Consider the following 24,642-nt stretch of genomic DNA (forward strand, 5'->3'; position numbering starts at 1 on the left):
ATGTCTGGCAGCCGCACCTACGCCTTCCGCCTGGAGGCCGATGCCGCCCCGCTGGAGGCTGCCTACGGGCGTGCCACCCGGGCGACGGACACGTTCCAGAGCGCGACCGAGGCGTTCTCGGCCGCCATGGCGCGCACCGGCGCGCCGATCGACGCCTTCACCGCGTCGCTGGCGAAGATCTCGGGCGGGACCAGCAGCGCGGAGCGCGCGACCCGCTCGGCCGCCACCTCCTTCTCCAACCTCGTGGCCAGCCTCGACCCGGTGACGGCCGCCTACCAGAAGGCCGCGCGCGCCGAGGCGGCGATGACCGACCTGCAGGTCCGCGGCATCGCCATCTCCGACCGCGAGCGCCAGGTCATCGGCGGCCTGTGGAGCGAGTACGAGCACTTGGCCGCCTCGATGGGGGCGGCCGGCGAGGCAGCACGGCGGAGCGTCGCAGCGCGCGAGGCGTCCACCGCCGCCGCGGTGCGGGAGCGCGAGGCCGAGGCGGCGCTCGGCGCCGAGCTCGACCGCATGCAGGCGCGGCTGAACCCGCTCATCGGCCTGAACCAGCGCTACCGCGCCAGCCTGGAGGAGATCGGCACCCTCCAGCGCGCCGGGCGCCTCACCTCCCAGCAGGCGGCCGAGGCGGTGGACCGGGAGACCGCCGCCTACGACCGGGCCCGCGAGGCCATCTCCGGCCGGGTCTCGGTCGATGAGCAGGCCCGCCGCGCCGCCGCCCAGACCGCGTCCGAGACGGAGCGCGCCGTCGCCGCGCTGAACGGCTATGTCCGGGCGCTGGACCCCCTCGCGGCCTCCCTGGCCCGCGTCACGCAGGCCGAGGAGGACCTGGCGCAGGCGCAGCGACAGGGCGTCGCCACCCCCGCGCAGGTTGCGGCCGTGACCCAGATGCGCCGCGGCCACGACGAGCTGGCGGCGGCCTCCAACAGGGCTGGCGGCGCGATCAAGCTGCAGGCGCACGAGATCACGAACCTCTCCGCCCAGGCGCAGGGCTGGCTGGTGCAGGTGATGTCGGGCGGCGGCCTGTTCCTGCCGACGATCCAGCAGGCACCGCAGGCTGTGGGCGCGGTCGGCGGCGTCTCCCGCGCGCTGGAACTCCTGCGGCAGACCTTCACGCCCACGCGCGTCGCCGCCCTGGCCTTCGCCGCCGGTGGCGTCGCGGTCACCGCCGCCGCGATCTCCCAGGCCAACGAGCTGGCCCGGCTGGACACGCAGCTGAAGGGCATCGAGGGCACCTACAGCCGGACGGCCGCTGCCGTGAAGGCCTCGGCCGAGAGCGTGGCGCGCTCGGCCATCGGGGTATCCGGCAGCGAGGCCCGCGCCGCGCAGGTCTCGCTGGCCAGCAGCGCCGCCGGCGCCCGGATCGGCGGCCTCGACTACGGCGAGCTGACGAAGCAGACGGCTGACCTCGCCGCCCGCCTCGGGATCGACCTCGCGGCGGCCCTCGACAAGGTCGGCGGGGCGATGAGGAACCCCGTCGCGCTGGTGGACGAGCTGCGGGCCCGCGGCTTCCCGGGCATGACCGAGAGCCTGCGCCTGACGGTGCAGCGCCTGGTCGAGGCCGGCGACCAGGGCACGGCTTTCGCCCTCGTCATGGGCCGGGTGGGCGAGACCAGCCGTGACGCGGCGAAGGAGGGCGGCCCCCTCCAGCAGGCGTTGCGCGAGCTGAAATCCAGCTTCGGCACCATCTGGGACGACATCAAGGACGGGCTGGCGAACGCCGGCACGCCGCTGCTGTCCTGGATGGCGGGGGTCATCAAGGAAGCGCAGCGCATCCGTGACCTGAACCTCGGCAAGGGCGCCGGGGATCAGCCGGGCGACCTACCCTTCGGTCGCACTCCGTCGGGGCGGCCTCGCAGCGCCATTGAGGAGATCTTCGGCCTGAACCGGGCCGACGCCGGCGCGCCCGGCGCTGCCACCGCCACCTCGGGCCGGGTGCCTGCCGACTACCGCCCCAGCGTCGACCGGGGCGCGGACGTTGCTGGCGTCGATCGCGAGCTGATGTACCGGATCTTCGCGCTGGGCGAGCGCAGCCGGCGCGGGGCGGACGGCAACTGGCTCGTCAGCCCCGTCGGGGCGCGCGGGGGCATGCAGGTCATGCCCGGCACCTTCGCGGAGATGGCCTCCCGCTACGGCATCCGGGGCGGGATCGACAACGACGACGCGAACGCCGAGGCCGGGGCGCGCTACATGCGCGAGCTGCTGGACCGGTTCGGCGGCAATGTCCCGCGCGCGGCCGCCGCCTACAACGCCGGCCCGAACCGCCCCGAGGCGACGCTGCGGGCCATCGAGCAGGGCGCCTACGCCCGGCGCGTGACCGACGGCTACACGGGGCCGGGCACGGTTTCCATCCGGGTCCCCGAGGTGCGGGTGGAAGCCGACCGCATCACCATGCGGCCGGACTTCGACCGGAACATGGGCGACAACGCCCGCCAGCCCGCGATGGTGGGCGGCAACGCCTATGAGCTCGCCCTCGGCATCGCACGCGGCGCGCCGGGCTCGCCCCAGGTCAGTGGCGGCACGGACGAGGCGCGCGGCCGCAGCGCGGCCGGGCTGATCCGGAACCTGCAGGAGGGGCTGCGCGCCGCGGCCGGCACCGACCAGCCGGTCGACAGCATCGTCCAGAAGATCCGCGAGCTGAACCAGGTCGTGGACAAGGGCCAGGGCACGCAGGCGCTGTTCCTGCGCGGGCTCCGGGAGCAGTCGGAGGCTGCAGCAATCCTCGACCCGCGCCTGAAGGCCACGGCCGAGGCGCTGGCGCAGTACCGCGACCGGATGCGCTCGGCCGGCGAGGCGGAGACCGACGAAGGGCGGAAGGCCGCCGTCGCGGCCGCCCTGGCCAACCTGGGCGTCGCCTACAAGGCCGCGGAGCAGGAGGTCGGGCGCAACATCGCGGCCCAGGGGCGGCTCTCCGTGGCCTGGGGCGAGGGGCGGGATGCCGTGATCCGCCTCACGGCCGAGGAGCGCGCCCGGGAGGTGGTGCGCCAGGCGGGCTACGCCGGCACGACCGAGGAGGACGCCCGGGTCCGGAAGCTGACGGACGCCTACCTCCTCCTCGCCCAGCAGCAGGCCGAGAACAACCAGCGCGCCCAGAACCAGGGGGCGCGGGACAACCTGGCTCTTCTGGAGAAGGAGAGGGACCTCATCGGTGCCACGGCCGATGAGCGCGAGCGGGAGCTGGCGGCCTTCCGGGCGCGGCAGCAGGCGCTTGCGTCGGGCGTGAAGGACGAGGGCCTGCTGCGGGAAACCCAGGACCTCGCCCGCGCCCAGGTGGACGCCACCCGTCGCAACCAGTTGCTCACCAACTCGGCGACGGCGCTGCGGGACATCTGGTCCGAGACGGGCGACGTGATCCGGACCTCGATCGTGGGAGGGCTGGCCTCCGGCGAGGCGAAGGCGATCAGCTTCGGTAACGTCATGCGCGCCATCCAGGCGCAGTTCCTGGGCAAGGCCTTCGAGTTCACGATCAGCAACCCGCTACTGAACCAGCAGGATGGCGGCACGCGCGCTTCAATCTGGAGCGCACCAGGCACGCAGGCGACGCTGAACCGCATCGGCGGGTGGTTCTCCGGCGGCGGCAACACGAGCGGCAGTGCGCCCGCCACCCCTGGTTCCTCCGGCTTCTCCATGGGCGATGTGAGCAGCTGGGGTAGTGGCATTTCCAAGCTGTGGGATGCGGGCAAGAACCTGTTCCGGGGTGGTTCAACCTCCCTAGCCGCCACCGATCCGCTCGGCACGGGCGTCATCGGGACGGGAGAGGCGGTTGGCTCCGTCGCCCCAGCCGCCACCGGTGGCATGGACTTCTCCGGCGTCGGCATGGGCATAGCGATCGGCTCCTTCGCCGGCGGCCTGATTGCTGGCGCCAAGAACCCCGCCCGCCAGCAGAACTCTCAGATCGGCAGCACCGTCGGCGCGATCGTCGGCGCCTACTTCGGCCCGATCGGCTCCATGGTGGGCGGCGCGCTCGGCGGCGCCATCGGCGGCCTCTTCGGGCCCAAGGGTGCGTTCACCGGCGGCTATGCGAGCTTCGGCGTCCAGGGTGGCCAGTTCACCACGACCAATGTGAACGGCAAGCGGGTGGACGGCGCCCAGCTGCAGAATGCGGCCGACGAGCAGGTCGCCGAGGTCAACCGCGCGATGAAGCGGGTCGGGGTCACCCTCGGTGGCCTCGACATGCCCCTGGCGGCGATCCAGGGCTTCGGAGACGCCGCCGGCCGCAGCGCCGAACCCGACTTCGTGCGCCAGATCAGGAGCCGCGTCGTCACCGGTTCGGCCGTGGTGGACAACGTTACCCGGGCCAGCAAGGCCGACAACCTGGAGGACCTCTTCGCCGACGTGCAGTGGGGGCGGGACGTCTACGAGCCCCTGACCAAGACCGGCGTGGCCGCATCCGAGTTCCAGGTCGCGCTCGCCTCCTCCCTCAAGACCGTGGATGAGGCGATCAAGAAGGCCCGCGAGCTCGGCCTCGCCGAGGACGTGCTGCAGCAGAAGCGCAAGGAGGCCAGCGACGCCGCCTATGCCGCGCGCGACCGCGAGCTGCAGTCCACCACCCTCGACCTGGAGGCACGCCGCAAGCAGGCCGAGGGCACCTACGGCACCTCCGACCAGCTGCGCCGCTTCGACGTGGCCGCCGGGGAGGAGCTGCGCCTGCGGGCCGAGCGCCTGAAGGGGCTCGGCTTGGAGCCGGAGGACGGCCGGGAGTTCGACCTCGTCCGGCAGACGCGGGCCGCGCAGGTGGCCGAGCGCATCAAGCTGGAGCGGGACCTCGCGCGCGCCGACGAGGACAAGGCGCGGGCCCGCTACAACGCAGGCTTCAACCTCGATATCGACACCCTGAACAGCACCGGCCGCGGGAACACCGCTGCACGGATGGTGCTGCAGAACCAGGGCGAGACCGCCATCCTAGCCATGCAGCGCAGCCTGCAGGACCTGGGCAAGAGCGCGCAGGAGGTCTCGGACGCGGTCGAGAAGGCCACCGGCAACCTCGGCATCGCGGCCAAGCGCCTGGAGGAGGACCAGAGGATTGCCCTGGAGGGCCTGAACGGCGGGCTGGTGGACCGCTACCAGACCGCCATGGGCACCGCGGACGAGGAGGCGAACCAGCTGGCCCGGCTGGAGCGGCAGCACGCCGCCGAGCGGATCCAGATCGCCCGGCAGGAGGGCGCCGACCTCGCGCAGCTGGAGCGGACGCAGGCGGCGGAACGCGAGGCGATCACCAAGGCCGCGACCGAGCGCAGAAAGACGGAGGCCCTGGCGGTCGGTCAGAGCATCCGCGCCTTCCTCGACGGTCTGCGCACCACCTCGGCGGCCGCCCGCTCGCCGCAGGAGCAGTTCCAGGCCGCCAGCCTCTTCTTCGAGCGCGACGTGTCCCTGACGCGCTCCGGCGACGCGGATGCCAGCGGCCGGATCACCAGCACCGCGCAGTCCCTGCTGGAGGCGGCCTCCGCCATGTACGGCGGCACGCGGCAGTTCGCGGCCGTTCGGGACTACGTGGAGGCGACGCTCGCCAGCCTGCCCCAGACCGTTGCCTACGACGCCCAGACGGTGCAGCTGCTGCGCCAAGCCAACGCCACGAGCATCGCCCAGCAGCTACAGCTGGACATCATCGCCCAGCGCGCGGGCGGGGCGGAGGGCGCGGGGATCGTGCGCGCCGCGGTGGACGCCGGCTACGGGGCGACCATCGCCGCCCTGTCCAGCACGAGCGCCCATGGCTGGTCGGTGGCCGAGGCCCTGAGCGCGGCCGAGATCCTGGCGGGCAACGGCGACGCGGCGAGCATCACCGCCTCGCTGACCGTCGCCCTGACCTCCATCGGCAGCCAGACCATCGCGAACGACAACACCCGCACCGCCTCCACCCTGGGCGTGGTGAACGGCCTGATCGCCCAGACCGCGGCGCAGGTCGGCACCCTCGGGCGGATCGCGGCGCGGTCGGACGAGGCCGCGGGCTTTCTGCTGGGCACGAACCTGAACACGGGAGCCACCACCCAGGCCGCCCGCGACCTCAACAGCACGATCGCAGGCGGCACGAACCCGCTCCTCTCGCTGATCTACGACGCCACGGTGAAGGTTGGGCAGATCCTGTCCGCCGGCATCGACGTGCGCGGGGACTTCGGCCGCACGGGCCCGGCCGGCCCGTCCTGGGAGCCGGGCCAGGGTGGCGACAGCGGCGCCGGCGGTGATGCCGGCGGAGCGGGGGGCGCCGGTGGTGGCGCCGGCGGCTCCTCCTTCGCGCTCGGCGGTGTCTTCGACCGCGGCCGCGTGGTCCCCTTCGCCCGGGGCGGCGCCTTGGTCAGCACGCCGACCTACTTCCCGATGAGCGAGGGCCGCACCGGGCTGATGGGCGAGGCGGGGCCGGAGGCGATCATGCCGCTGGGCCGCGACAGCGCCGGGCGCCTCGGGGTCCGGGTCTCCGACGCGCCGCTCGCCCGGGGTTCCACCTCCGCTTCGGGCGGAAGCGGGGATGCCCTGCTGGCCGAGCTGCGCGGGCTGCGGAGCGAGGTCGGTGGACTGCGCGCGGAAGTCCGCACCCTCCGCGACGAGCGCGGCCGGGATGCTGCGATCGCGCAGGGCCAGCGCGACGATGCGACGCGCCTTGCCGCCGCCACTGCCGGTGGGGTGGACGGGCTCCGGCGCGATCAGCGGGGCACGACCATGCGGGCCCGCGCCGCCGGGAACCGCGCGGCATGAGCGAGCCCGCCATCTGGCTGGTCGAGATCAACGCGCCGCGCCCGGGCCTGCCCGTGGTCATGCCGATCCCGGAGATGGCGATGGGCGGTCCGACGCTCGCCCCCGACCTGCCGGTACCCGAGCTCAGCGCCGCCCCGGTGCTGCGCCTGGTCGACCGGCGCTGGGTGCGGGAGCCGGGCGACGCGGCGGCCCCAACCTCGCCCTACCTCGTGCGTCTCGCCACGCCGCCGATTATCGCCCGCCAGCTGCCGATCTACCCGGACGAGGAGCGGCGGGCCGCCTACAACGAAGCGGAGCTGGAGCTGCTGAACGCGGACGGCGCGCTGGCGGAGCTGGAGGGGGACTGGCGCCTCGCCGGCGCCTCCGTCGTCCTCCGCCGCGGCCCGCAGCGCCGGCCGCTGCACGCGCCCTTCTCGGCCTTCGAGCGGGTGACGGAGTTGCGGGTGAGCGAGGCCCCTTCCGGCTCGACCACGCTGCAGCTGCCCCTCAGCAGTGCGGCGGCCGACCTCTCGGGCGCCCTCTGCGCCACATTCGGCGGCACCGGCGGCGCGGACGGCCCGGCCGGCCTGACCGGGCAGGCGCGCCAGGAGGTGTTCGGCTACGTGCGGAACGTCGCCACGATCCTGACCGACGGCGCGCTGGGCATCTGGAGCGTCCACCCCCGGGCCATCCAGCAGATCGTCGCCGCGCGAGACCGGGCCCTGGCCCTGACGCCGATCGGCAACGTCGCCAGCCGCGCCGCCCTGGCCGCGGCGCAGACGCCGGCGACGGGCCAGTACCTGACCTGCCTCGCCTCGGGCGACATCCGCACGGGCGGCGGCGTCCAGGGGCTCACGGTGGACGTGCGCGGCGATGTCGGCGCCGGCGGCTACGGCGGGGGCAGCCCGGCCCGCATCGCCGTCCAGATCCTCCGCGGTCCGGGCGGCATCAGCACCGACCGCGCGCTGGAGGCCGCCTTCGCGTCCTGGCCGACGGACGAGGCGGGCATGGTGATCCGGGACGGCAGCGTCGCCGACGCGCTCTCGCGGCTGGCGGCCGGGATCTACGCCTGGTGGGACGCCGACGCCTTCGGGGCCTTTCGGGGCGGGATCGTCGCGCCGCCCGAGAGCATGGTGCCGACCGTGCTGCTGGACGAGCGAGTGCTCGCTGGCCCACCCGAGCCGACCGGCGCCGCCCGGGCGCCCTGGTGGCGGGCGACGGTGGGCTACCAGGCGCTGGACGCGGTCCAGGCCACCGACAGCATGCTCGCCGCCGTCACGGCCGCGGACCGCGCCTACTACAGCCAGGCTAGCCGCACGGCGGCGGCGGCGGACGTGGCGCTGCGCCAGTTCTACCCGCTTGCCGAGGACGGCCCGGAGGTGGCCGGCGTGCTGGAAGCGCAGGCCGCGGCGGCTGCGGTGGCGGCGCGGATCATAGCGGTGTGCGGCAAGCCCCGCGGGGAGTGGCGGGCGCCGCTGCGGAGCGGCGACCTGCTGGCGCAGCTCCCGCCCGGGGCCTGCGCGCGGGTGCTCTGGCGTCGCCGGCCCGCCTTCGCGGCCGGGCGGAACCTGCTGGTGCGCAGCGTGGACGGCGAGGGCGAGCGGCCCGAGCTCGTGTTGTGGGGGTGAGATGAGCGCCATCATCGGGGGACGCGACCTGCTGCAGGAGGCGGGCGCGCAGATCAGCGCGTCCAGCGAGCTGGCGGGCCAGGGCATCGGCGCCGTCCTCACCGACCTTATCGGGGAGACCTGGCGCAGCGGGAACGAGGTCACGCGGGTGATCCGCCTCGCCCTGGCCGGGCAGCGGGACCTCGCCGCGCTGGTGCTGGCGACGCCGGCCGACGAGATGCTGTGCGAGGCGCACAGCCGCATCCGCCTCACCTGCAGCGCCGTCGCGCCGGACGGCACCGACGTGCTGGACACGGGCGAGGTCTGCGCCGCCATGCCGGCCGGGCGCTGGGTGTGGCCGATCGGGGCGGCGGTGGAGCCGAACCGGATCTGGAACCCCTGCCTGACGGACGCGGCCGATGGCTGGACGGCGGGCGGCGGCGCCACGGCCGTGGAGCCGGCCGCCGGGCGCTGGCGGCTGCACGGCGAGGGCTCCGGCCTGCTCCGCCGCGCCGGCGCCCTGACGCCCGGCGCGCCGATGGAGGCGGCCTTCGCGGCCGTCTCGCTGCTGGACGCGGAGCCGGCGGCGGACGTGACCTGGAACTTCGTCCGCGACGGCATGCCGGCGGGCCTCGCCACCTCCCGGCCGCACGCCCCGGCCGGCGCCATGGCGACGCGCTGGACCGGCACGGCGTGGGAGGAGGTGCCGGCCGATGTGCCGCGCATCCAGTACGACCCGGACACGGGCGCCTGCCTGGGCCACCTGTCCGAGGATCGCACGGTCAACTGGGCCACGAACCCGCGCGTGATCCCCGCCAACGGGCAGCCCAACGGTGCTCCCATCGGCTTTGGGCTCGCCAGCGGGCAGAGCATCAACGGGCGTGCGGTGGTCGAGGGGTTGACGCTGCTGGATGTGAACTGCGCCGCGCCCAGCGCCAACTTCAACCGCCGCACCGCCGTGGAGGCCGCCGCCACGACGGCCGCGCCGGGCGAGGCGTGGAGCGGGTCCTTCTACCTCTGCAACTTCAAGCCGGAACTGAGCGACCTGGGCGCCCGGTCCGAGCTCGTCTTTCTCGACAGCGGGGGAGCCACCCTCCGGACCACAATCGGTCCTGCCATCGCCATCCTCTCCCCCAGCAAGGCGACGCGCGTCTCCGTCAGCGATGTCGCTCCCGCCGGCACGGCCAGTGTCCTGTGCTACGTGCGCATCTTCTTTCCCACCGTGGCGACCTATCGCTACGGGCTCGGCGGCCAGCAGATCGAGCAGGCCGCGGCGCCGACCACCCTGGTCCTGCCGCCGGTCGGCACGACGGGCGCCTCCACGCGGGAGGGGGAGCACTTCTTCGGCGCCGTCGCGCCGGCGGAGGGCTACACGCTCTACACGGACCGCGTGGTGACGGCCGCGGCCTCCGCCGGCTTCGTGCACGAGGTCCGGCTGAACAACGGCGCCGGCACGGCCGACCGGGCGAGCGTCGCCGTGGCCGGCGGCATCCCGACGTTCGCGGCGTCGGAGCAGACGCGCGCCGGCGCCGTGTTCCAGGCGCAGTTCGCGGGCGCCACCACCTACCCCTATGCCGTGCCCTTCCGACAGGCCTACGTCACCGGCTCCGAGCGGTTCTACGGCTTTCGCAACGGGGCGAGCAGCGGCGAGGACCTGGCCGGCTACACGGGCCCGGTGAACCGCCTGTGGGTGGTGGGCGGCGCCGGCACCATCCTCACCCGCGAGATCCGTCTCTACCGCCGCGCCGTGACGAGGGAGCAGGCCGCGGCCCTGTCCCGGACCGGCCTGCTGGGCGGCGACCGGATGTGGGAGGTCCAGCTCCGCGCCCTGCCGCGGGGCTGCCAGGCGGTGCTGGCGCTGCGCTGGCGCTCGGCCACGGGCGAGGTGGTGGCCGAGACGACCGGCGCGCCCCTGCCGCCCTCTGACGCAACCGACGGCCGCACGCTGGACCGCTACACCCTGCTGCGCGTCGCGGGACTGCCGCCAGAGGGCGCCAGGACCCTGGAGGCGGTGCTGCGCGGCCAAGTCGAGGCACCGGCCCTGGACCCCTTCGTGGTCTTTGCTCAGGCCGCCCTGTCGCGGGCGCCGGGCGCACCCTGGGGCCGCTCCTACCTGCCCACCGGGGAGCGGCACCCCGGCGGCCAGCTCGCGCGCTACGTGACCATCCAGTGGACCTCGACGCGGCCCTACCTGCAGCTCGGCCGCATCCGGCCCAGCGAAGGGGTGATCACCCGGAAGTCGCCGGGCTACGGCATGCCGGAGACCCCGCAGGATGCTGGCACCAGCGAGCGCGCCGCGGGCTCTGGCGTGCGCTTCGGCGAGACGGGCGGCCGCTACCGCACCCGCAGCGTGAGCCTGCCGATCCTCGCCCCTGAGGAGGCGGCAGTCATCCAGGCGATCATCGCCGAGGCCGGCCAGGGCGGGCAGGTCTTCGTGGCGCCGCTCCTGACCCGCGCCTCCGACGAGGGCCTGCTGGGCAAGGTCGCCGCCGGCAAGTCGGAGCCCCGCCACGGGATCCGATCCCTGGAACTCACCATCGAGGAGGACTGCTGATGGTCGCCCCGACCTTCGGCGCGGACCGCGTGCTCGTCACGACGGAGAGCACAGGCAACGGCGCGCTGGTGCTGGGACCGGCGGTGCCGGGCTTCCACGACCCGGATCTGGCCGGCCTCGTCAGCGGCCGCCGCTACACCTTCGCCTCCCTCAACGCGGTCGGGACGGGCGGCAGCCCGACGAACTGGGACCGCGGCGTCGGCGTGCTCACGCGGGACGGCGCCGGCGTGTGGACCCTCACGCGCCCCCTGGTGCGCCGGAACCGGAGCGGCGGCACCTCGGCCGTGAACTGGGGCAGCGGCACCAAGTACGTGGTGCTCGGCCTCAGCTCCGACGACGTGGCGATGCTCGACACCAACGGCTGGCTGGGGCTCGGGGGGGATGCCGGGCGGGAGCGCGCGGCGCCGCTCGACGTGGTCGCCGACCCGGGCGGGCCGCTGGCGCGCTTCCGAGCGCTGTTCGGCAGCGTCCTCGCCGACGTGCTCACGGTCACCAAGGACGGCACGGTGGCGAACCTGCCGCTCAGCGTGCCGGCCCCGTCCGCGGCGGCCCACGCGGCGCGGCAGATGGACGTGGATGCCGCGCGGGTGGTCTCCACCATCACCACCTCCGCCGATGGTGGGGTGAACATCGCCCTTCCCGCCACGGGGTCTGTCTTCGAGCTGACGGCGAGCATCACCGGCCTGGCCGGCACGGGGGCGGGGCGGTCCCTGGTGGGTTTCGTCTCGGTCGACGGCACCACCTTCCTCGGGGCCGGGAGCTACAGCCAGCAGCTGGAGCTGGCCTACGCCGGCGCCTACAGCACGACCCAGGACGTGACCTCGGGCGTGATCAGCTTCTCCCCGCTCCACGACGTGCCGGCCGCGATGAGCCGGCTGGTGTGCACCATCTACCTCGACGGGTCCGGCTTCAGCGGCTTCGTTTTCACCCTGGGCCACATCCGGGACGGCAGCACCCGCGCCATCCGCCGGGGGTGGGCGGAGGTCAGCGGTGGCCGCGCGAGGATCCTCCGCATCGTGGACGGCCTGGGCCAGGGGGTCCGCGCCGGCTCGACCTTCTCGCTCCGGAAGCTGGCGTGATGGAGGACAACTCCGCCATCACGGTCGAGCCCTGCACGGGGGAGTTCTACCTGGCCCTGCAGAGCGCGGCCCCGACGAGGCAGCGCGTCGCGAGCGTGCTTCCCGTGGCCTTCCGCCGCGCCGCGCGCGCCACCCCGATGCCGGGACAGGCGGGCGTCTCGGTGCTGGACGTGATCCTCGCCGAGGCGGCGCAGGACCCGGAGAAGGCGGACGCCATCGAGTACGCGGTGCGGATGGAGCGCGCGGACCTGGTCGAGGGCGGCATGCCGGAGGCGCTGGCCGACGCGGTGCTGGATCTCGCGGCCACCTTCCCGGGCGCCGACGCGCGCCTGGAGGCCATGCCAGGCCCGGCGCCGGAGCCAAAACCAGAGCCGGAGGGCGGGGAGCCCGAGCAGCCGCTGGAGGACGCCCCATGATCCGCGAGGCGTCCCGCCGCCTGATCGAGGGCTTCGGGCTGGTGCTCGCCCTGCTGATCCTGGCGCCGCTGGTCCCGGCGGTGATCCTGTTCGGCCGCCGCACCTACGCCGAGGAGATCGGGAGCGGCGCCTCGTGCCTGCTGAACGCGGCGACGGGCGGGTCGCGCACCGTCACCTTCTCCGCCTGGTCCGCCCTGCTGCTGGAGCGCGGCAAGCCCGGCGCCGCGCTGCGCGTGCGCGCCGTGGACCTCGTGAACCTCGCCCCGGGGCACTGCGCCGAGGCGCTCGCCTCGCACCGCGACCGCGGGCTGATTTGAAGGAGTGCGACCTGATGCCGACTGTTTTCCGCGCTCGCACAGGGAGGGCGTGATGCCCAGCAGCCCCAACCTCCGGCCCCTCGGGGTCACCGGCGCCAGCGACGCCGCCCTGGACGCCGCAGCCAGGGCGGCGTCGCGATCGGCCGAGGTCACGGCCGGCTGGTTCCGCGACCCCTTCCGCTACCCGCAGTGGCTGGAGGCGACCTTCGCCATCACCTGGCTGAGCTGGTCGGTCGCCAACCTGCTGGCGCCTGACGCGCTGACCGACCGCCCCGCGCTCGCGATCCTCAACTCTCTCGGCGGCTGGCTCTGGCCGTGGATCGGCTTCGTGCTGTTCCCCTGGCAGATCGCCGCCCTGCGGATGGGGAGCCTGCGGCAGCGGGCGCTCGTGCAGACGGCGGGTTTCGTGACCCTCTTCCACGTCACCGTCTCGGTCGGCGCGAAGAGCCTGGACCCGTTCTCCCCCATCATCACCCTGCTGCTGGCGCTCACGACCATCGCCGGCATCCTGTCGTGGAGGCTGTGGCGCCGATATGCCTAGCCTGACCCCGGAGCAGATCGTCGCGATCGGCTCCATGTTCTTCGCCGGCCTCGCCGGCCTTCTCACCGCCTACGGCGCCATCCGCTCGCGGCGGGACACCATCAACCGGGAGGACGAGGAGGAGCTGGAGGCGGAGAACCGGAAGCTACGTCGCCGGCTCGCCCATGCGCATGCCTTCATCAGCGAGGCCGTCCTGGCGGCGGTCGCGATCCGGCACGACGCGGCCGAGCGCCTGATCCGGGCCGGCGATCGTGCGCCGCTGCCCGTGGTGCCGGTCTTCAAGGATATCGAGTAACCCCGCGCCCGGCCGGTCAGGCCAGACAAAGGTCCCGCACCTGTTGCTGGATGCGACGGATCGTCCCTTCCAAAACTTCTGGCTTCTGAAGCTCCTCAACCACGAGGTCAGGCACCAGGAGCGGGCCGAAGTGGCAGGGTATAGAAAGTTCGATGAGGCTTCGACCGCTTCGGAACATGGCCGCGCATGGCGTCGGGAGGAAAGCTGCGGCCAGCCTTTCAATCACGTCTTCTGCCCGGAGCTGGGCCTTCTCGGTCATCGGGAGCCTCTGAGGCTCTGGATACGCCGCCAGCCAGCGCGTGGTCCAGCGTTACAAGGTCTCTGGTGCACCTACGTATGGTCGACTAACGAATTGGCAAACGGACCAAGGCCCCTGCCTTCAGGGCAGAGTAGAGGCGAAGCTCGTAAGCGCGCTCGGAGGTAACGAGGACGATGGAATAGCTCTCGGCACTCTGGAATTCGACTGCCACCACGCGGACGCCGGTTTCTTCCACGACCGTGGACGACAGGCGCATAATCCTGGCGAAGCCGGCAGGGATGTCAGCCATCAAGTGTGCGACAATCGTAACGATCGGGATCGCGTATCTACCGGGTGCTGCTTCGGACGTCCACCCCGGTTCGACACGCTGTCGCCGCGTGACCGGACCTACTCACAACAAGGCGTAGGCTGCGACGAATATCAGAAACGCGATGACGGATATCGCAATCACCATTGTCACCGGCTCACGATCCACCAACCGCCCTCCTCCCGTGTCTTACGGAAGCAAACGCCCGTCTGCATCGCGCAACATCCCCAAAATTGGTGAAAATTCCGCGCCCGGACGGAACGCCGGGCACCTCTGACATTTCGAGACGCCGGGCCAGGGCGCCCGCGTGCCGGCGGCCTAATGCCCCGGCTCTGCCGCCAGAGCGCGGCTGAAAGAGCACGGCTATGGACAAGATGGTGGACAGCGCCTCCGACGACCGGACGGCGAACAACGCGGTGCGCCACGCCTACCGCGTCCTCTCCGACGAGAAGGCGCGCATGGTGGCGCTGAAGGATGCCGGCGCGGCCTTCATCCAGCTCTGCCGCGACGCCGGAAACAGCCGCGAGCTGTCGCTGGCAATCACCAACGCCGAGCAGGCGGTGATGTGGGCCGTGAAGCACGCCACGGCCTGATACGACGGGCGGGGCTTCGGCCCCGTCTCCAGCCCCGGACATGGAGAGCGCGATGAGCGAAGCGCAGGCTGCCCGCATGGAAGCGGGTGCTGAGGCGGTGATGGCCGCCCTGCGGCATGCAGGGATCGGCGAGGATCCCGTGGTGCTGGCCGGTGTGCTTGGCAGCGTCGTCGGGTGCCTCGCGGCCGTCACCGAGAACCCGGCCTCAACCCTAGCCGCGGTCAACCGAATGGCGGAGGGCATCATCAGTGGCGCCCTGCTGGACCCTGCATAACCACTGTGCCGAGCCGCTCACTCAAGCGGCAGCGGAACCAGGGTTCGCCGGCGGTACGCGCCATAGATGCCAAGTTCGAGGGCCCGCTCGACCGTGAGGAAGACAACCTTCGAGCCGGTGGACGTTGTGATCCCGATCCCGACCCTCCGAACACCGTCAGACGGGTCTAGCATCTCCATGATGCGGTCGACCCGGGCGTAGCCGTCCGGCGGCGTGGACATTGTGCACTCCACGCTCCGGCGGGACGTCTCGACTACCTGTCGCCCGCCCTCCAAGCAACCCGGCGCAAACCGGCCCGAACCGGTCGCCGAAGCATCCTCAAAATGCATGAGAGATCCGCGTCCGGCCGGCAGCCGGATACCACAACATAGCTGGAGTTGAACAATGTCCGACGCACTCGCGCCGGCTGCCGATCCCGTTGTGCCCTCTGGCCGGCCGGGGATCGGGCAGCTCATCGTCACCGTCGTCTCGCCGCTGATCCTGATCCTCATGCTGGGGGCGCTGATCTTCATCCAGCTTCCGACCGAGAACCGGGACATGTTCAACATCGCCCTCGGCGCGGTGCTGGGCTGGAACACGGCCGTGGTCGGCTATCACATCGGCTCCAGCGCGGGCAGCGCGGCGCGTGCGGCCACGGTGGACCGGATGCTGGGGGTGGGGCGGTGACCCCCGCCCTATGCCTCCGCCTGACGGTGGATCCGGTGCTGGCCTGGCTGGCCGGCCTGGGCGTGAAGAGCGACGACCGGGCGCGGGTGATGCTGCTGGCGATCGGCGGGCAGGAGAGCCGGTTTACGGAGCGCCGGCAGATGGGCAACGGCCCGGCACGCGGCTGGTGGCAGTTCGAGGGCGGGCCGATGAGCGGCACGGCCGAGGTGCTGACCGGGGCCAGGACCAAGGAGTTGGCAGCGCGGGTCTGCGCGGATCTGGACGTGGCCCCCGATCGGCTCCTGGTCCACGCCGCCCTGGAGCACAATGACCTGCTGGCCTGCGCTTTCGCCCGGCTGCTGCTGCTCGGCCACCCGGCACCGCTGCCGGGCATGGACCAGCCGGACGCTGGCTGGCGCTACTACGTCTCCCGCTGGCACCCGGGGAAGCCGCACCCGCAGACCTGGGGCGCCAGATGGGAGGCGGCGCTGGAAGCTGTGGCGCGAGCTCGAAATCCAACATAAGTTAGTTTTAAGTCTGCCAGGGACGATTATTGTGTCGCCAGAGTTATGCCGGGCTGGGAGACAACTGCTCGGCTGGACTAGGATGGATCTCGCCGTTGCCGCTCTTGTTTCGAGGCAGACCGTCATCAACTTGGAGGAGGGCAGGCACAGACCCTCGGATCTGACCTGCTCGGCCATCAGCAGTGCGTTCAGGCGAGCCGGCCTTGAACTCCGGACCGCTCCTGGCGGCGACAACGTGGTGAAGCGAACAAAGAAAGATAGCTGGCCTGACTAATTGGCTGGCTGACGTGGTTCTCAGCTTTGCGGAACGCTGGACACCAGCCCTGTGCCGTTCGCGATGGTCACCGCCCAGCAGTCCGTCCGCTACATGGAAATCACCGAGTCGAACCCAACGCAAAAGGATTTCGCCTGAGGCTGGCAGCTGAACCGGGTGGCGGGATAGGAGCGCCTCTGAGAAGGTCAGCTATTCTCGCGTACGTTCATCGATGATGATCAGGATGCTCACGAGCAGCGGCAGCGCCTCGCTGCGCTCGTCCCCGGCAAACTTGATCAAGTCGGACATCACCTTCTCAAAGTCTGCTTTCGAGGCCGCTTGCCCCTGTCCGAGGCGCGACCGATAGGGTGGTCGACCATCACCTTCTTCCGTGTTCATGATGTCCCCTGACCCGCCCATCTTTGTGGCCGAAGTGGTCCCGGCGGTTAAAACGGCCACTGAGTAGTCTGGGCATCACGGCCGATTGTTCAACCTTCGGTAGAAATACGGCTGACCAACTTCGCTCCTGCCGGTAAGTCTGTCGACAAGATCATTGAAAAGGTTGAAAGTCACGTGCCCAGCAAACCCGAGGCTACACTTTTCACTGCTTCCGACCTTGACGCCGCCGTTAGTGCAGCAGTGAGCCGAGTGTTGCGGGACGTGCCTGATCACCTGCGAAGTGAGGCCTTGGCGCGGATGCGGGTGGAGCTGGAGCGCTGCCTTGTGGAGGCGCCGGTGACCGGCAACGCGGTGGCGCAAATTACGTTGCGCTCCCAACTCGCCGCGAGTTTCAGCAGGCATCTCGGGGTTCCGGAAGGAGACGAGTAGCCGGACTGCTGCGCCCACTGCTGCCCGGAGAAGCTGCAACGTTGGAGCTTGGCTAGCCGGTGAGAGCAGGTGCTGTAGGTGGTAGTGGAGGCACGCTCGACGGTTCCGGGGAGCGTTTGGCGCGGTTCCAGGCCGCGAGGGCCGTGTCGGGACAGGTCGAGGTTCTTTGAACCTGTAAACAGTCGCGAACTCTTGAGTGCGCAGACGTCATTCCTTTTTTGCAATTTTTGACGCTTCGCAAGATTATTGGACCCGATCACGCGAGAAGAGACTGGGGCCGATGGATCGTCAGATTTCTCGCTCGCCTAATCACCCGGACGCACGGCGCCGAAGGAGGGAGGCAGTCAGGGCCCTCCTGCAAGCACCGAGGAAGCCGCCCATTCAGGTCAGTGCGGCGTGGAGGGCGATGCGTCGTGGAGCGGCCGAGCCTACCTACTCACTAACCGAACGGGCTGCCTATCAACAGCTCGCCGATCAGCTTGAGCAGGCCGATCCGAGCCTAGGCTCGGCCGGTACAACTGATCGCGCAAGCTGAGCTAGGTGGAAGTGGCAACCGGAGTGCGGCAGGAGGGGCACTATCCGATCCCGCGAGGCGCTGCAGCTGAACTGTCCGGTCTTGGTAGTCGAACACCCCGGCCGGAACCGCCGCTGTTTCCGCAGGCGCACAGTCTACGAACCGATCGGCTCGAACCCTAACCACCTCGTGGCTGCTTCTGCATGGGGAACAGTCACAGTCTGGATATCGTCTCCGACCCAGCGGGCAGTGCACATCCCAACTCCCGGCACCGAGAAGCTGATAAGGCAACCCTCCGGGTGCTTCACACGTCGGAGATAGCCCACGACCTCCTCTTCGAGGTCGGCCGTTCCCAGTAGGGAGGGCTCCTTTCCATGCGGAGACGGTAGGCAAAGCCTCACTCGCATTGGCACATTCCTGGGCGAAGTTGCAGGGCCGAGGAGGGCCGGCATTCTCGCGCCGGCCCAGGCCTGTGTTGCAGCTGGAGGTGGTCGGTGGATCGGCCCTCTCGACAGCGGCCCGCCAGGTTCCATCGGGCCGCCGCGGCAAGACTGGGCTGATGCCACGGGCAGCGGCAAGTGAAGAGTGCAAGGCAAAGACAACAGAAGCAACTTCACAGAACATTGTCATCTTGTGACGTTTGGAAATGAGCCGACCTAATGTTTGTCTTTCTCGGCGCCGTGGTGGGTCAGGAGGCTGGCCCATTAATCCCGTCCCCATGGGAGCACTCCCCAGTACGACGCAGCCACGGCGCCCCTCTTAGTCGGCCCGCTGTGCCGCCTGAAGTGGCAGTACCCCCTGCTTGACCATGATGATTATCATCTTCAACACGGACGGAACCATCTCCGCAGGGCGCTCCTGCAACATGTCCGGATCCGGACGCCAGAAACAGCGGATCAGTCCATCCTCATCAATGATGGCCAGTTCCCAGCGATCTCCCGCCTCGTAGGCCACCGCGCGGAAGGCGTGCCCTTCGTGGGCGAAGATATCGGTGAAGTGCGGCTGTCGGTCCATGGTGCGACAAACGCTGTTACATGACGCTGGGATGCTTCTCTGCCCTGGGTGTCTGTGTTCGACGTGGCCGGGTGTGGGCAACTCGTCATCCACCTTGCCGTTCGTTAACTCGACCCCGCCGTCCAGGCGGGTAAGTAGGCCCAAGGGGGCGTTCAGCCTGTCCAGGGCTGAAGTGCGGCGGCCGACAGGGTGACCTCTGTCGGCCGTCTTGCTTTGTTGGGCACCCGCTGGGGCTGGCCGGAACTCGAAAGGCAACCGCTCCAACATCTGCCCGTTCCGGACCTGACCCCACCATGGGCGCTGGTGGGGAAGTAGGCCCCGGAGGTTGCGCCTCTTCTCCGGGGCTGAAGTCTTCCCAGGATGGAGCTGGCAGCACATCGTACTTGGCAATCGAGCGGTTCGCCATTGCGAGGCAGGGCCCTGGCCCTCGTCCTGATTGACATGAGCGACGAAGAAAATCCGGTGCAGACGGCCGAACGCCACCTCGGAGAGGGGGCAAAGCGGATCGCCAAGCAAGATGCCCTGATCCGGCAGTTGGAGGGGGATGGGGACGAAGTCTTGCTGCCGGAGGCGCGGGAGCTGTTGGAGCAAATGCGCGAGCTTCAGCGGGCGAGCCAGTGGCATTTGGATTACGAGAAGGGCAAGCCCTTACAGGAAGATGGTGGAGAAGTGCTGTAGTCCCACTCCGTTCGATGAGGCTCGTGGCAGGCGTGGATCAGCGGACAGGGATGCGCCCTGGGCGGGTAGGCGGGCACGCTGCCATGGCCGAGGGGGACCGGCACAGTGGTGCCGGCCCAGGCCTGTGTTGCAACTACCAGCGTCCAAGGAACGAACCAGAAGTATGGCCCTCTCGACGGCGGCCCACCTTGGGAAAGCTTACGGCCGCCACGACAAAGGTGGCGCACATCGTGGCTGAGGCGCAACCAGATCGTGTGCCTACCTAGGCTGGCGTGGCTTCGGGCGGCAGGGGTGGCGGAGAAGTAGGCTCTGGCTCATCCGGCCGCTTAGAGAAGGACCGCAGCTTCAAGAGGCCCGAACTGCCTTCCTCATGCAGTGTAATCGCCCCATGGTAGCCAAGGTCGTCACGGAGGAAGCGGACCAGTCGATTGAGGTCGCGGTAGGCGCGCACACCGGCACCGCGGAACAGGCCGATGGCGACGTAGCTCCGGCGCCAGCTCGCCAGCAGGTAGGGGGCGTGCTCCACACCATCAGCTTCGTCGCGCCGGGCCACAATCACTACGTTCTCGATGCGGCCGCCGGCCCTGATGCCTGCGCGGAAGTCTGCCTCTTGCATTGCCCAATATGGCCTGAGGGGGACGGATACACCAATCCCAAACGGGACGACTTCGCCACGCTGGCGGAGATCCTGCGCCGGCTGAAAGGGCGCTTCCTGCTCTCGCTCAACGACCACCCGGAGGTCCGGCGCATCTTCGAGGGCTTCGCCATGGAGGAGGTGCCCGGCACGTACGTGGTCGGATCGCGGCAGGGTGGCGGCGCCGCGCGCGGGGAACTGCTGATCAGCGACAGGTGACGGGTGGCCAAAGCCCCCAGGGTGACTTACCCCTCACTAAGTCCAAGGGGAGAGCGACATGACCGAGCAGGAGCGTGCCCTACTCCAGCGAATGGCGCACGAGCTGCTCGCTGCGCTGGAACGCGAGCAGGAGCGTCACCCAGGCAAAAGCCCCACCTCCGCCGATCTGGCCGAGCTGCGCAAGTCTATGATCGAAGCGGGGCTGCTAGTCGGGCACATCACAACCTGAGGCGTCCATGCAGTTGCGTCCCCGACGCTCTGGGCGGGCATAGCTGACCGGCTGGCGCGGCTCCAGGCGGTACGGGAGGGGGCGTTGTAATGTTGGCGGGCCTAGACGGCAGCAAAAATGCTTGCATATAAATGCGAGCCAAACACGGAACCATCTGTGCCGCCTCAGCCCCGTACCGAAGCCCCTCAGGAGCTCACCCGGGCGCTAACGCGCCGCCCTGCTTCCAAGATGTTGGCGAAGATGAAGGCCAGTCCATCTGGAGGTTGGACTATCTCGAACATCGAGACAGCGTGCTCACAGCTGGGACTGACGTGTGCGCCTCCCTCTCGGGGATCACACTACAAGGTTTCCAGCCCGCATCTGCACGGCATTTTGACGGTGCCTCATAAGCGGCCAATCAAACTGATCTACATCAAATCGTTCATAGGTCTCGCTGAAGCTCACATTCAAGCATGCGAGGAGAGTGAGGAAGATCATGGCTGATCATCGTTACCCGGTGGTGGTCTGCCCTGTCCCTGAGGATGAGGGGGGCGGCTTCGTGGCTTTTGCCCCTGATCTTCATGGCTGCACTGGTGACGGGGATACTGCTGAAGCTGCTATGGCGGATCTTAACGCCGCCGTTCTGGAGTGGCTGGACGAGGCTGCGCGTCTTGGGAGGGATGTGCCGGCGCCTGGCTGCACTGGCGACGACTTCGACCGAGATATGAAGAGGATTAGGAAGCTGATCTCCGCGCAGCGCTCCATGATCAAGGAGCAGCAGGAGAGCCTCAATTCAGCCCGCGCTCAGATCGAGGCACTTACAGAGCAGGTCGCTACTTTCCTTGAAGGCGATAAGAAAACCGACAAGGCATATCTGCTCAGCTGGGGCGCCGCAGTACCCGGCCATGTGGCAATGCGTCCTCGCAGGCGTTCGTCCCGCCTGCCCAATTAGGCTGCCCAAAGGCTCGCTGTTGAGGGGGCGACGGTGCTTACTCCTGCATCCTACGCCGCCACCGTAAGCGCCCGTCCTGCGGGCGGCGGTGCTGGCGCAGCGCCCACTCCTCGGCCGGTCCCAGCAGCCAGTCCAGCCGGTTGTGCGAGAGGTCCCGGATGATGGCCTCGACCGTCACGCGCGGGACGGCGGCCACGCCGCCGGCGTCGAGAAAGGCCTCCACCCCAGCGTTCATCCGCCCGTTCTCGTCCGCGCCGCGGCCGCCGGCCTCCCGATAGGCCACTCCCACCGCCTCACGCAGGGCGGTGGACCAGCGCGAGCGCCAGCGGATCATGTCGCCCGTCTTCCCCGGCCAAGCGACCAGTTGGTCGACATCCGCACCTCCGGGTTGGGGACCGTCCAGCAGGCACCGTCCGCGTCCAGGAAGACCACCCACATCAGGTGGGTCTCGGGCCCGTAGTCGATCAGGAATGGCGCGAGACCGGGCCCCTTCGGCGTCTCCATGGGAAGCGGAGGGTTAAGCTGCAGCATCGAGGGGCTTTCGCGTTGGTGCGGTGCACTTGGGCGGGAATGGCGCTCCGCAAAGGGGCCGTCCGGGGTCGCCGCCCCACTGCCTAGGTCAGGCATGACCAGCGACCGCCGAGGCACCGAGATGGGCCGCGCCACGCACCAGCGCCTCCCCGATCGTCTCCATCTGCTGCCGGCTGAGTGCTAGGCTCAGCACCTTGCGGCGCCCGTCCAGAGCCGCGGCCTCGTCCGGCGGGTACTCCATCGTCAGCACAACACCCGACGGACCGACGGCCGTCATCGTCATCTTGGCCAGGGATGGGCAGTACTGCCACTCGTCGGGCGGATCCTTCGTGGCGCTCATGCCGCGACGGGCTCCTCCAAGGCGCGTCCGAACGCCGCGCTGATCTCGCGCAGACAGACCACGGCGTTCTCGGCCTTACGCTTTTCGGCCTTCTGGCCGCTCTCTACCTCGTCCACCGCCTCGGTCGCCTGCTCCGTCGCCTCGGCGAAGCCGTCGCGCAGCTCCTCCAGCCAAGTCTGCACCTGCTCAGGGTCCTCATCGCGGCGGAGACCGGCGACGATGTTCTCCACCTCCAGCACGCAGCGCTGGGGCGACGGCTCCTTTTGCATGAGACGGGTGATGCGCGTTGCCACCTCCTGCTGGACGGAGGGGCGCTGGGGCTGCTTGGCCATGGGTCAGATCCTCGGTTGGGGCCGGGGAGAGGTCGCCGGGGGAGCGGCGGGCATCCTAACCAATGTTCTCTAACTGTTCCACTTCGATTTCTAGAAGGTGGCGGCACGACAGCCCTGCGCGGTGGCATTCGGAAGCACGATGCCGAACCGGGTAGCTGGCCGGGTAGGATCGTGGCGAAGCGGCTTAATGCCTAAATGATTTCAGCGTATTAAGGCGCCGCATGGTATAGCCAGACCTGGTACGCCATTGCCGCCCCTGGCGGCACGCCGCCCGATGTGGTGGCGCGTATCGCCGAGGCGACGCGGGCGGTGCTGGCCGACCCGGCCCTGCGCGCCCGCCTGGGCGAGCTCGGCCTCGCTCCACGCCCGCCCATGGCGCCGGGGGTGGTGAAGGCGGCGGTGCACCAGGAGATCGGCCGCTGGGCCGAGGTGATCGAGCGCGCGAAGATCGAGCGGCAGTAGGCGCTACCCCGCCAGCGGCTCCAGCCCCGCCGCCACCAGGGCCGGCGCTGCCTCCCCGGAGGCGAGGAAGCGGATCAGCCGCCCTGCGGCCCCGGCGCGATCCGCCGGAAGCCCGCTGAACGGCGCGGCGCCGAACACGGCGACGGTGCCCACCTCCTCCGGCAGGCGTCCGATCACCTCGATCCCCGGCACGGCCAGAAGCTCGCTCACCTGCTGCACGGCTAGCGCGGCCTCCCCGCGCGCAACGGGCTCCGCGGTGAAGCCGGCGGGGATCACCCGCGCCTTCGCGTTCACCTCGGCGGCGATCCCGAGCGTCTCGATCAGCGCCGCGAAGGCGATCCCGCTCGCCCCGCTGCGGGAGTAGACGAGGGAGGGCGCGTCCAGCAGCGCCGCCCGCAGCGCCTCCACCGTCCCGATCGGCGAGCGCGGCGCCCCCGCCCGAACGGCGAGGCCGATATGCGAGTGGACGAGGTCCACGCGGCCCCCCGCGTCCAGCACGCCCTCCGCTACCAGCGCGTCCAGCCCCTCCGCCGTCAGGATGGCGGCCTCCGCCCTCTCCCCCGCGCGCACCCGCGCCAGCAGGCCCTGGGTGGGGGAGAAGTCGATCGACACCTCCATCCCCGCCGCCGCCTCGCAGCGTGGCAGCAGCGCCCGCATGGCGCCCGCGACGGCCAGGGTGGAGAGGACGCGCAGGGTCACCCCTCCACGCCCGACAGCTCCGCCACCAGCGCGCCGAGGGAAGCGGAATCCATTCCCCCGCGGCCGCTGTTCACCAGCGCCTCCAGCATCTGCGCCACCACGGCGGTGGTGGGCGCGAAGACCCCGTGGTCCCGCATGGCGGAGAGGGAAAGCCGCGTGTCCTTGCGCATCAGCTCCGCCCGGAAGCCCGGCTGAAAGGTGCCCTCAATGATGCGCTTCGCGTGGTTCTCCAGCACGAAGGAGCGGGCGGAGCCGCCCATCAGCGCCTGGCGCATCGCCGCCGGGTCCAGCCCCGCCTTGCGCCCCAGCGCCAACGCCTCCGAAACCGCCAGCACACCGGCCGCGACGAGGAGCTGGTTGGCCGACTTGCAGACCTGCCCGGCGCCGGGCGGACCGAGATGGGTCAGCGTCTTCCCCACCGCCTCCAGGAAAGGTCGTGCCGCCTCGAAGGCGGCCGCGTCGCCGCCGATCATGAGGGTCAGCGTGCCGTCCCGCGCGCCGGCCGGACCGCCGCTCACGGGGCTGTCCAGCAGGTGCGCGCCGCGCTCCTCCAGCAGCCGCTTCGCGAAGCCCGCCGTGGGCGCCGCCGCGATCGTGCTGAAGTCGATCACCACCGTGCCCGGCGCCACGCCCTCCGCCACGCCGCCCGGGCCAAAGAGAACGGCCTCCACATCCGGCGTGTCGGGAAGGCAGAGCCCGACGCAAACAGCGCCGCGCGCGGCCTCGGCCGGGCTGGCCGCCCATGTCGCGCCCACGGCCTCCAGCGCCTCCGCCTTGCCGCGGCTGCGGTTGCCCACCGACAGCCTGAACCCGGCTTTGGCGATGTTGGCGGCCATGGAGGCCCCCATGACGCCGAGCCCGACGAAGGCGACCTGTGCGGGCGGAGAGATGGTGTCCAAAG

The 24,642-nt window shown here is 70.6% G+C and carries 28 protein-coding genes and 1 pseudogene; 18 read left to right on the top strand and 11 right to left on the bottom strand.

The annotated features are described in order from the left end of the window. From VQH23_RS16300 to VQH23_RS16335, 8 genes are read left to right on the top strand one after another with little or no spacing between them, the layout of a single operon-like run. Positions 1-6,687, top strand: a complete 6,687-nt coding sequence (locus tag VQH23_RS16300) for a phage tail length tape measure family protein (RefSeq protein WP_338661783.1) — start codon at positions 1-3, stop codon at positions 6,685-6,687. Further along, a complete protein-coding gene (locus VQH23_RS16305) occupies positions 6,684-8,294 on the top strand; it encodes a hypothetical protein (protein ID WP_338661784.1) in 1,611 nt (536 codons plus the stop codon). Before VQH23_RS16300 ends, VQH23_RS16305 begins: the two co-directional genes overlap by 4 nt. Position 8,295: 1 nt before the next feature. After that, positions 8,296-10,827 (top strand): hypothetical protein, encoded by a 2,532-nt coding sequence (locus VQH23_RS16310; protein ID WP_338661785.1) that lies wholly within the window; start codon positions 8,296-8,298, stop codon positions 10,825-10,827. Further along, positions 10,827-11,906, top strand: a complete 1,080-nt coding sequence (locus VQH23_RS16315) for a hypothetical protein (RefSeq protein WP_338661786.1) — start codon at positions 10,827-10,829, stop codon at positions 11,904-11,906. Before VQH23_RS16310 ends, VQH23_RS16315 begins: the two co-directional genes overlap by 1 nt. Then, positions 11,906-12,322, top strand: a complete 417-nt coding sequence (locus tag VQH23_RS16320) for a hypothetical protein (RefSeq protein WP_338661787.1) — start codon at positions 11,906-11,908, stop codon at positions 12,320-12,322. Before VQH23_RS16315 ends, VQH23_RS16320 begins: the two co-directional genes overlap by 1 nt. Further along, positions 12,319-12,639: a hypothetical protein gene (locus tag VQH23_RS16325; RefSeq protein WP_338661788.1), complete on the top strand. Its 321-nt coding sequence runs from the start codon at positions 12,319-12,321 to the stop codon at positions 12,637-12,639. Before VQH23_RS16320 ends, VQH23_RS16325 begins: the two co-directional genes overlap by 4 nt. Before the next feature lie 52 nt (positions 12,640-12,691). Then, positions 12,692-13,180: a hypothetical protein gene (locus VQH23_RS16330; RefSeq protein ID WP_338661789.1), complete on the top strand. Its 489-nt coding sequence runs from the start codon at positions 12,692-12,694 to the stop codon at positions 13,178-13,180. Further along, the gene (locus VQH23_RS16335; RefSeq protein WP_338661790.1) at positions 13,173-13,475 is read left to right on the top strand and encodes a hypothetical protein; all 303 of its coding nucleotides are present in this window, start codon (positions 13,173-13,175) and stop codon (positions 13,473-13,475) included. Before VQH23_RS16330 ends, VQH23_RS16335 begins: the two co-directional genes overlap by 8 nt. Positions 13,476-13,491: 16 nt before the next feature. Here VQH23_RS16335 and VQH23_RS16340 read toward each other — a convergent pair whose 3' ends face one another. Both VQH23_RS16340 and VQH23_RS16345 read right to left on the bottom strand, forming a co-directional pair. Continuing rightward, on the bottom strand, positions 13,492-13,734 hold the full coding sequence (locus VQH23_RS16340) for a hypothetical protein (protein WP_338661791.1): 243 nt from the start codon (positions 13,732-13,734) through the stop codon (positions 13,492-13,494). 85 nt (positions 13,735-13,819) lie between these two features. Continuing rightward, positions 13,820-14,023: a hypothetical protein gene (locus VQH23_RS16345; RefSeq protein WP_338661792.1), complete on the bottom strand. Its 204-nt coding sequence runs from the start codon at positions 14,021-14,023 to the stop codon at positions 13,820-13,822. 383 nt (positions 14,024-14,406) lie between these two features. Between VQH23_RS16345 and VQH23_RS16350 the strand changes: the two genes are divergently transcribed. Both VQH23_RS16350 and VQH23_RS16355 read left to right on the top strand, forming a co-directional pair. Continuing rightward, entirely contained in the window at positions 14,407-14,634 is a 228-nt protein-coding gene (locus VQH23_RS16350; RefSeq protein ID WP_338661793.1) for a hypothetical protein, read from the top strand. A 52-nt stretch (positions 14,635-14,686) separates the two neighbouring features. Further along, positions 14,687-14,908 (top strand): hypothetical protein, encoded by a 222-nt coding sequence (locus VQH23_RS16355; RefSeq protein WP_338661794.1) that lies wholly within the window; start codon positions 14,687-14,689, stop codon positions 14,906-14,908. A 17-nt stretch (positions 14,909-14,925) separates the two neighbouring features. Here VQH23_RS16355 and VQH23_RS16360 read toward each other — a convergent pair whose 3' ends face one another. Continuing rightward, positions 14,926-15,129, bottom strand: a complete 204-nt coding sequence (locus VQH23_RS16360; RefSeq protein ID WP_338661795.1) for a hypothetical protein — start codon at positions 15,127-15,129, stop codon at positions 14,926-14,928. 163 nt (positions 15,130-15,292) lie between these two features. Between VQH23_RS16360 and VQH23_RS16365 the strand changes: the two genes are divergently transcribed. From VQH23_RS16365 to VQH23_RS26635, 3 genes are read left to right on the top strand one after another with little or no spacing between them, the layout of a single operon-like run. Continuing rightward, entirely contained in the window at positions 15,293-15,574 is a 282-nt protein-coding gene (locus VQH23_RS16365) for a hypothetical protein (RefSeq protein ID WP_338661796.1), read from the top strand. Continuing rightward, positions 15,571-16,077 carry a hypothetical protein gene (locus VQH23_RS16370; RefSeq protein ID WP_338661797.1) on the top strand — a complete coding sequence of 169 codons (507 nt, stop codon included), beginning with the start codon at positions 15,571-15,573 and terminating at the stop codon, positions 16,075-16,077. The genes VQH23_RS16365 and VQH23_RS16370 overlap by 4 nt, the downstream gene beginning before the upstream one ends. Before the next feature lie 31 nt (positions 16,078-16,108). Continuing rightward, positions 16,109-16,351, top strand: a complete 243-nt coding sequence (locus VQH23_RS26635; RefSeq protein ID WP_408904222.1) for a helix-turn-helix transcriptional regulator — start codon at positions 16,109-16,111, stop codon at positions 16,349-16,351. 189 nt (positions 16,352-16,540) lie between these two features. On the opposite strand, the gene VQH23_RS16375 is transcribed toward VQH23_RS26635, so the two are convergent. Then, a complete protein-coding gene (locus tag VQH23_RS16375; RefSeq protein ID WP_338661798.1) occupies positions 16,541-16,729 on the bottom strand; it encodes a hypothetical protein in 189 nt (62 codons plus the stop codon). Between the two features lie 1,702 nt (positions 16,730-18,431). Then, positions 18,432-18,686, bottom strand: a complete 255-nt coding sequence (locus tag VQH23_RS16380) for a hypothetical protein (protein ID WP_338661799.1) — start codon at positions 18,684-18,686, stop codon at positions 18,432-18,434. A gap of 441 nt (positions 18,687-19,127) precedes the next feature. On the opposite strand from VQH23_RS16380, the gene VQH23_RS16385 reads away from it, so the two are divergent. From VQH23_RS16385 to VQH23_RS16400, 4 genes are all read left to right on the top strand, one after another. Next, positions 19,128-19,364: a hypothetical protein gene (locus VQH23_RS16385; protein ID WP_338661800.1), complete on the top strand. Its 237-nt coding sequence runs from the start codon at positions 19,128-19,130 to the stop codon at positions 19,362-19,364. 388 nt (positions 19,365-19,752) lie between these two features. Continuing rightward, complete coding sequence (locus VQH23_RS16390; RefSeq protein WP_338661801.1) at positions 19,753-20,217, top strand: hypothetical protein; 465 nt, start codon at positions 19,753-19,755, stop codon at positions 20,215-20,217. A gap of 58 nt (positions 20,218-20,275) precedes the next feature. Further along, on the top strand, positions 20,276-20,446 hold the full coding sequence (locus VQH23_RS16395; RefSeq protein WP_338661802.1) for a hypothetical protein: 171 nt from the start codon (positions 20,276-20,278) through the stop codon (positions 20,444-20,446). A gap of 475 nt (positions 20,447-20,921) precedes the next feature. Further along, on the top strand, positions 20,922-21,377 hold the full coding sequence (locus tag VQH23_RS16400; RefSeq protein WP_338661803.1) for a type II toxin-antitoxin system HicB family antitoxin: 456 nt from the start codon (positions 20,922-20,924) through the stop codon (positions 21,375-21,377). A gap of 37 nt (positions 21,378-21,414) precedes the next feature. Here the strand turns inward: VQH23_RS16400 and VQH23_RS16405 are convergent, their stop codons facing one another. From VQH23_RS16405 to VQH23_RS16420, 4 genes are all read right to left on the bottom strand, one after another. Beyond that, positions 21,415-21,711, bottom strand: coding sequence for a hypothetical protein (locus VQH23_RS16405; protein WP_338661804.1), 297 nt, complete (start codon positions 21,709-21,711; stop codon positions 21,415-21,417). Beyond that, positions 21,708-21,908 (bottom strand): hypothetical protein, encoded by a 201-nt coding sequence (locus tag VQH23_RS16410; protein WP_338661805.1) that lies wholly within the window; start codon positions 21,906-21,908, stop codon positions 21,708-21,710. Before VQH23_RS16410 ends, VQH23_RS16405 begins: the two co-directional genes overlap by 4 nt. Before the next feature lie 88 nt (positions 21,909-21,996). After that, positions 21,997-22,248 carry a hypothetical protein gene (locus VQH23_RS16415; protein ID WP_338661806.1) on the bottom strand — a complete coding sequence of 84 codons (252 nt, stop codon included), beginning with the start codon at positions 22,246-22,248 and terminating at the stop codon, positions 21,997-21,999. Next, the gene (locus VQH23_RS16420; RefSeq protein WP_338661807.1) at positions 22,245-22,580 is read right to left on the bottom strand and encodes a hypothetical protein; all 336 of its coding nucleotides are present in this window, start codon (positions 22,578-22,580) and stop codon (positions 22,245-22,247) included. The genes VQH23_RS16415 and VQH23_RS16420 overlap by 4 nt, the downstream gene beginning before the upstream one ends. Before the next feature lie 243 nt (positions 22,581-22,823). On the opposite strand from VQH23_RS16420, the pseudogene VQH23_RS16425 reads away from it, so the two are divergent. Beyond that, positions 22,824-23,042: pseudogene (locus VQH23_RS16425) on the top strand (tripartite tricarboxylate transporter substrate binding protein); the annotation flags it as partial. A gap of 3 nt (positions 23,043-23,045) precedes the next feature. On the opposite strand, the gene VQH23_RS16430 reads toward VQH23_RS16425, so the two are convergent. Together VQH23_RS16430 and VQH23_RS16435 are read right to left on the bottom strand one after the other, a co-directional pair. Beyond that, the gene (locus tag VQH23_RS16430; protein ID WP_338661808.1) at positions 23,046-23,741 is read right to left on the bottom strand and encodes a substrate-binding domain-containing protein; all 696 of its coding nucleotides are present in this window, start codon (positions 23,739-23,741) and stop codon (positions 23,046-23,048) included. Continuing rightward, positions 23,738-24,640 (bottom strand): NAD(P)-dependent oxidoreductase, encoded by a 903-nt coding sequence (locus VQH23_RS16435; protein ID WP_338661809.1) that lies wholly within the window; start codon positions 24,638-24,640, stop codon positions 23,738-23,740. The genes VQH23_RS16430 and VQH23_RS16435 overlap by 4 nt, the downstream gene beginning before the upstream one ends. Between the last annotated feature and the right edge of the window lie 2 nt (positions 24,641-24,642).

The sequence above is a fragment of the Pararoseomonas sp. SCSIO 73927 genome, from assembly GCF_037040815.1.
Lineage (GTDB): Bacteria > Pseudomonadota > Alphaproteobacteria > Acetobacterales > Acetobacteraceae > Roseomonas.

Bases quoted from the DNA above. Each gene is read 5' to 3' on its own strand.
- VQH23_RS16375 (WP_338661798.1), bottom strand. From the start codon at position 16,729: ATGAACACGGAAGAAGGTGATGGTCGACCACCCTATCGGTCGCGCCTC.
- VQH23_RS16365 (WP_338661796.1), top strand. From the start codon at position 15,293: ATGTCCGACGCACTCGCGCCGGCTGCCGATCCCGTTGTGCCCTCTGGC.
- VQH23_RS16355 (WP_338661794.1), top strand. From the start codon at position 14,687: ATGAGCGAAGCGCAGGCTGCCCGCATGGAAGCGGGTGCTGAGGCGGTG.
- VQH23_RS16315 (WP_338661786.1), top strand. From the start codon at position 10,827: ATGGTCGCCCCGACCTTCGGCGCGGACCGCGTGCTCGTCACGACGGAG.
- VQH23_RS16325 (WP_338661788.1), top strand. From the start codon at position 12,319: ATGATCCGCGAGGCGTCCCGCCGCCTGATCGAGGGCTTCGGGCTGGTG.
- VQH23_RS16305 (WP_338661784.1), top strand. From the start codon at position 6,684: ATGAGCGAGCCCGCCATCTGGCTGGTCGAGATCAACGCGCCGCGCCCG.
- VQH23_RS16395 (WP_338661802.1), top strand. From the start codon at position 20,276: ATGACCGAGCAGGAGCGTGCCCTACTCCAGCGAATGGCGCACGAGCTG.
- VQH23_RS16390 (WP_338661801.1), top strand. From the start codon at position 19,753: ATGGTAGCCAAGGTCGTCACGGAGGAAGCGGACCAGTCGATTGAGGTC.
- VQH23_RS16420 (WP_338661807.1), bottom strand. From the start codon at position 22,580: ATGGCCAAGCAGCCCCAGCGCCCCTCCGTCCAGCAGGAGGTGGCAACG.
- VQH23_RS16405 (WP_338661804.1), bottom strand. From the start codon at position 21,711: ATGATCCGCTGGCGCTCGCGCTGGTCCACCGCCCTGCGTGAGGCGGTG.
- VQH23_RS16385 (WP_338661800.1), top strand. From the start codon at position 19,128: ATGAGCGACGAAGAAAATCCGGTGCAGACGGCCGAACGCCACCTCGGA.
- VQH23_RS16310 (WP_338661785.1), top strand. From the start codon at position 8,296: ATGAGCGCCATCATCGGGGGACGCGACCTGCTGCAGGAGGCGGGCGCG.
- VQH23_RS16410 (WP_338661805.1), bottom strand. From the start codon at position 21,908: ATGCTGCAGCTTAACCCTCCGCTTCCCATGGAGACGCCGAAGGGGCCC.
- VQH23_RS16330 (WP_338661789.1), top strand. From the start codon at position 12,692: ATGCCCAGCAGCCCCAACCTCCGGCCCCTCGGGGTCACCGGCGCCAGC.
- VQH23_RS16360 (WP_338661795.1), bottom strand. From the start codon at position 15,129: ATGTCCACGCCGCCGGACGGCTACGCCCGGGTCGACCGCATCATGGAG.
- VQH23_RS16350 (WP_338661793.1), top strand. From the start codon at position 14,407: ATGGACAAGATGGTGGACAGCGCCTCCGACGACCGGACGGCGAACAAC.
- VQH23_RS16340 (WP_338661791.1), bottom strand. From the start codon at position 13,734: ATGACCGAGAAGGCCCAGCTCCGGGCAGAAGACGTGATTGAAAGGCTG.
- VQH23_RS16380 (WP_338661799.1), bottom strand. From the start codon at position 18,686: ATGGACCGACAGCCGCACTTCACCGATATCTTCGCCCACGAAGGGCAC.
- VQH23_RS16400 (WP_338661803.1), top strand. From the start codon at position 20,922: ATGGCTGATCATCGTTACCCGGTGGTGGTCTGCCCTGTCCCTGAGGAT.
- VQH23_RS16300 (WP_338661783.1), top strand. From the start codon at position 1: ATGTCTGGCAGCCGCACCTACGCCTTCCGCCTGGAGGCCGATGCCGCC.
- VQH23_RS16320 (WP_338661787.1), top strand. From the start codon at position 11,906: ATGGAGGACAACTCCGCCATCACGGTCGAGCCCTGCACGGGGGAGTTC.
- VQH23_RS16335 (WP_338661790.1), top strand. From the start codon at position 13,173: ATGCCTAGCCTGACCCCGGAGCAGATCGTCGCGATCGGCTCCATGTTC.
- VQH23_RS16345 (WP_338661792.1), bottom strand. From the start codon at position 14,023: ATGGCTGACATCCCTGCCGGCTTCGCCAGGATTATGCGCCTGTCGTCC.
- VQH23_RS16415 (WP_338661806.1), bottom strand. From the start codon at position 22,248: ATGAGCGCCACGAAGGATCCGCCCGACGAGTGGCAGTACTGCCCATCC.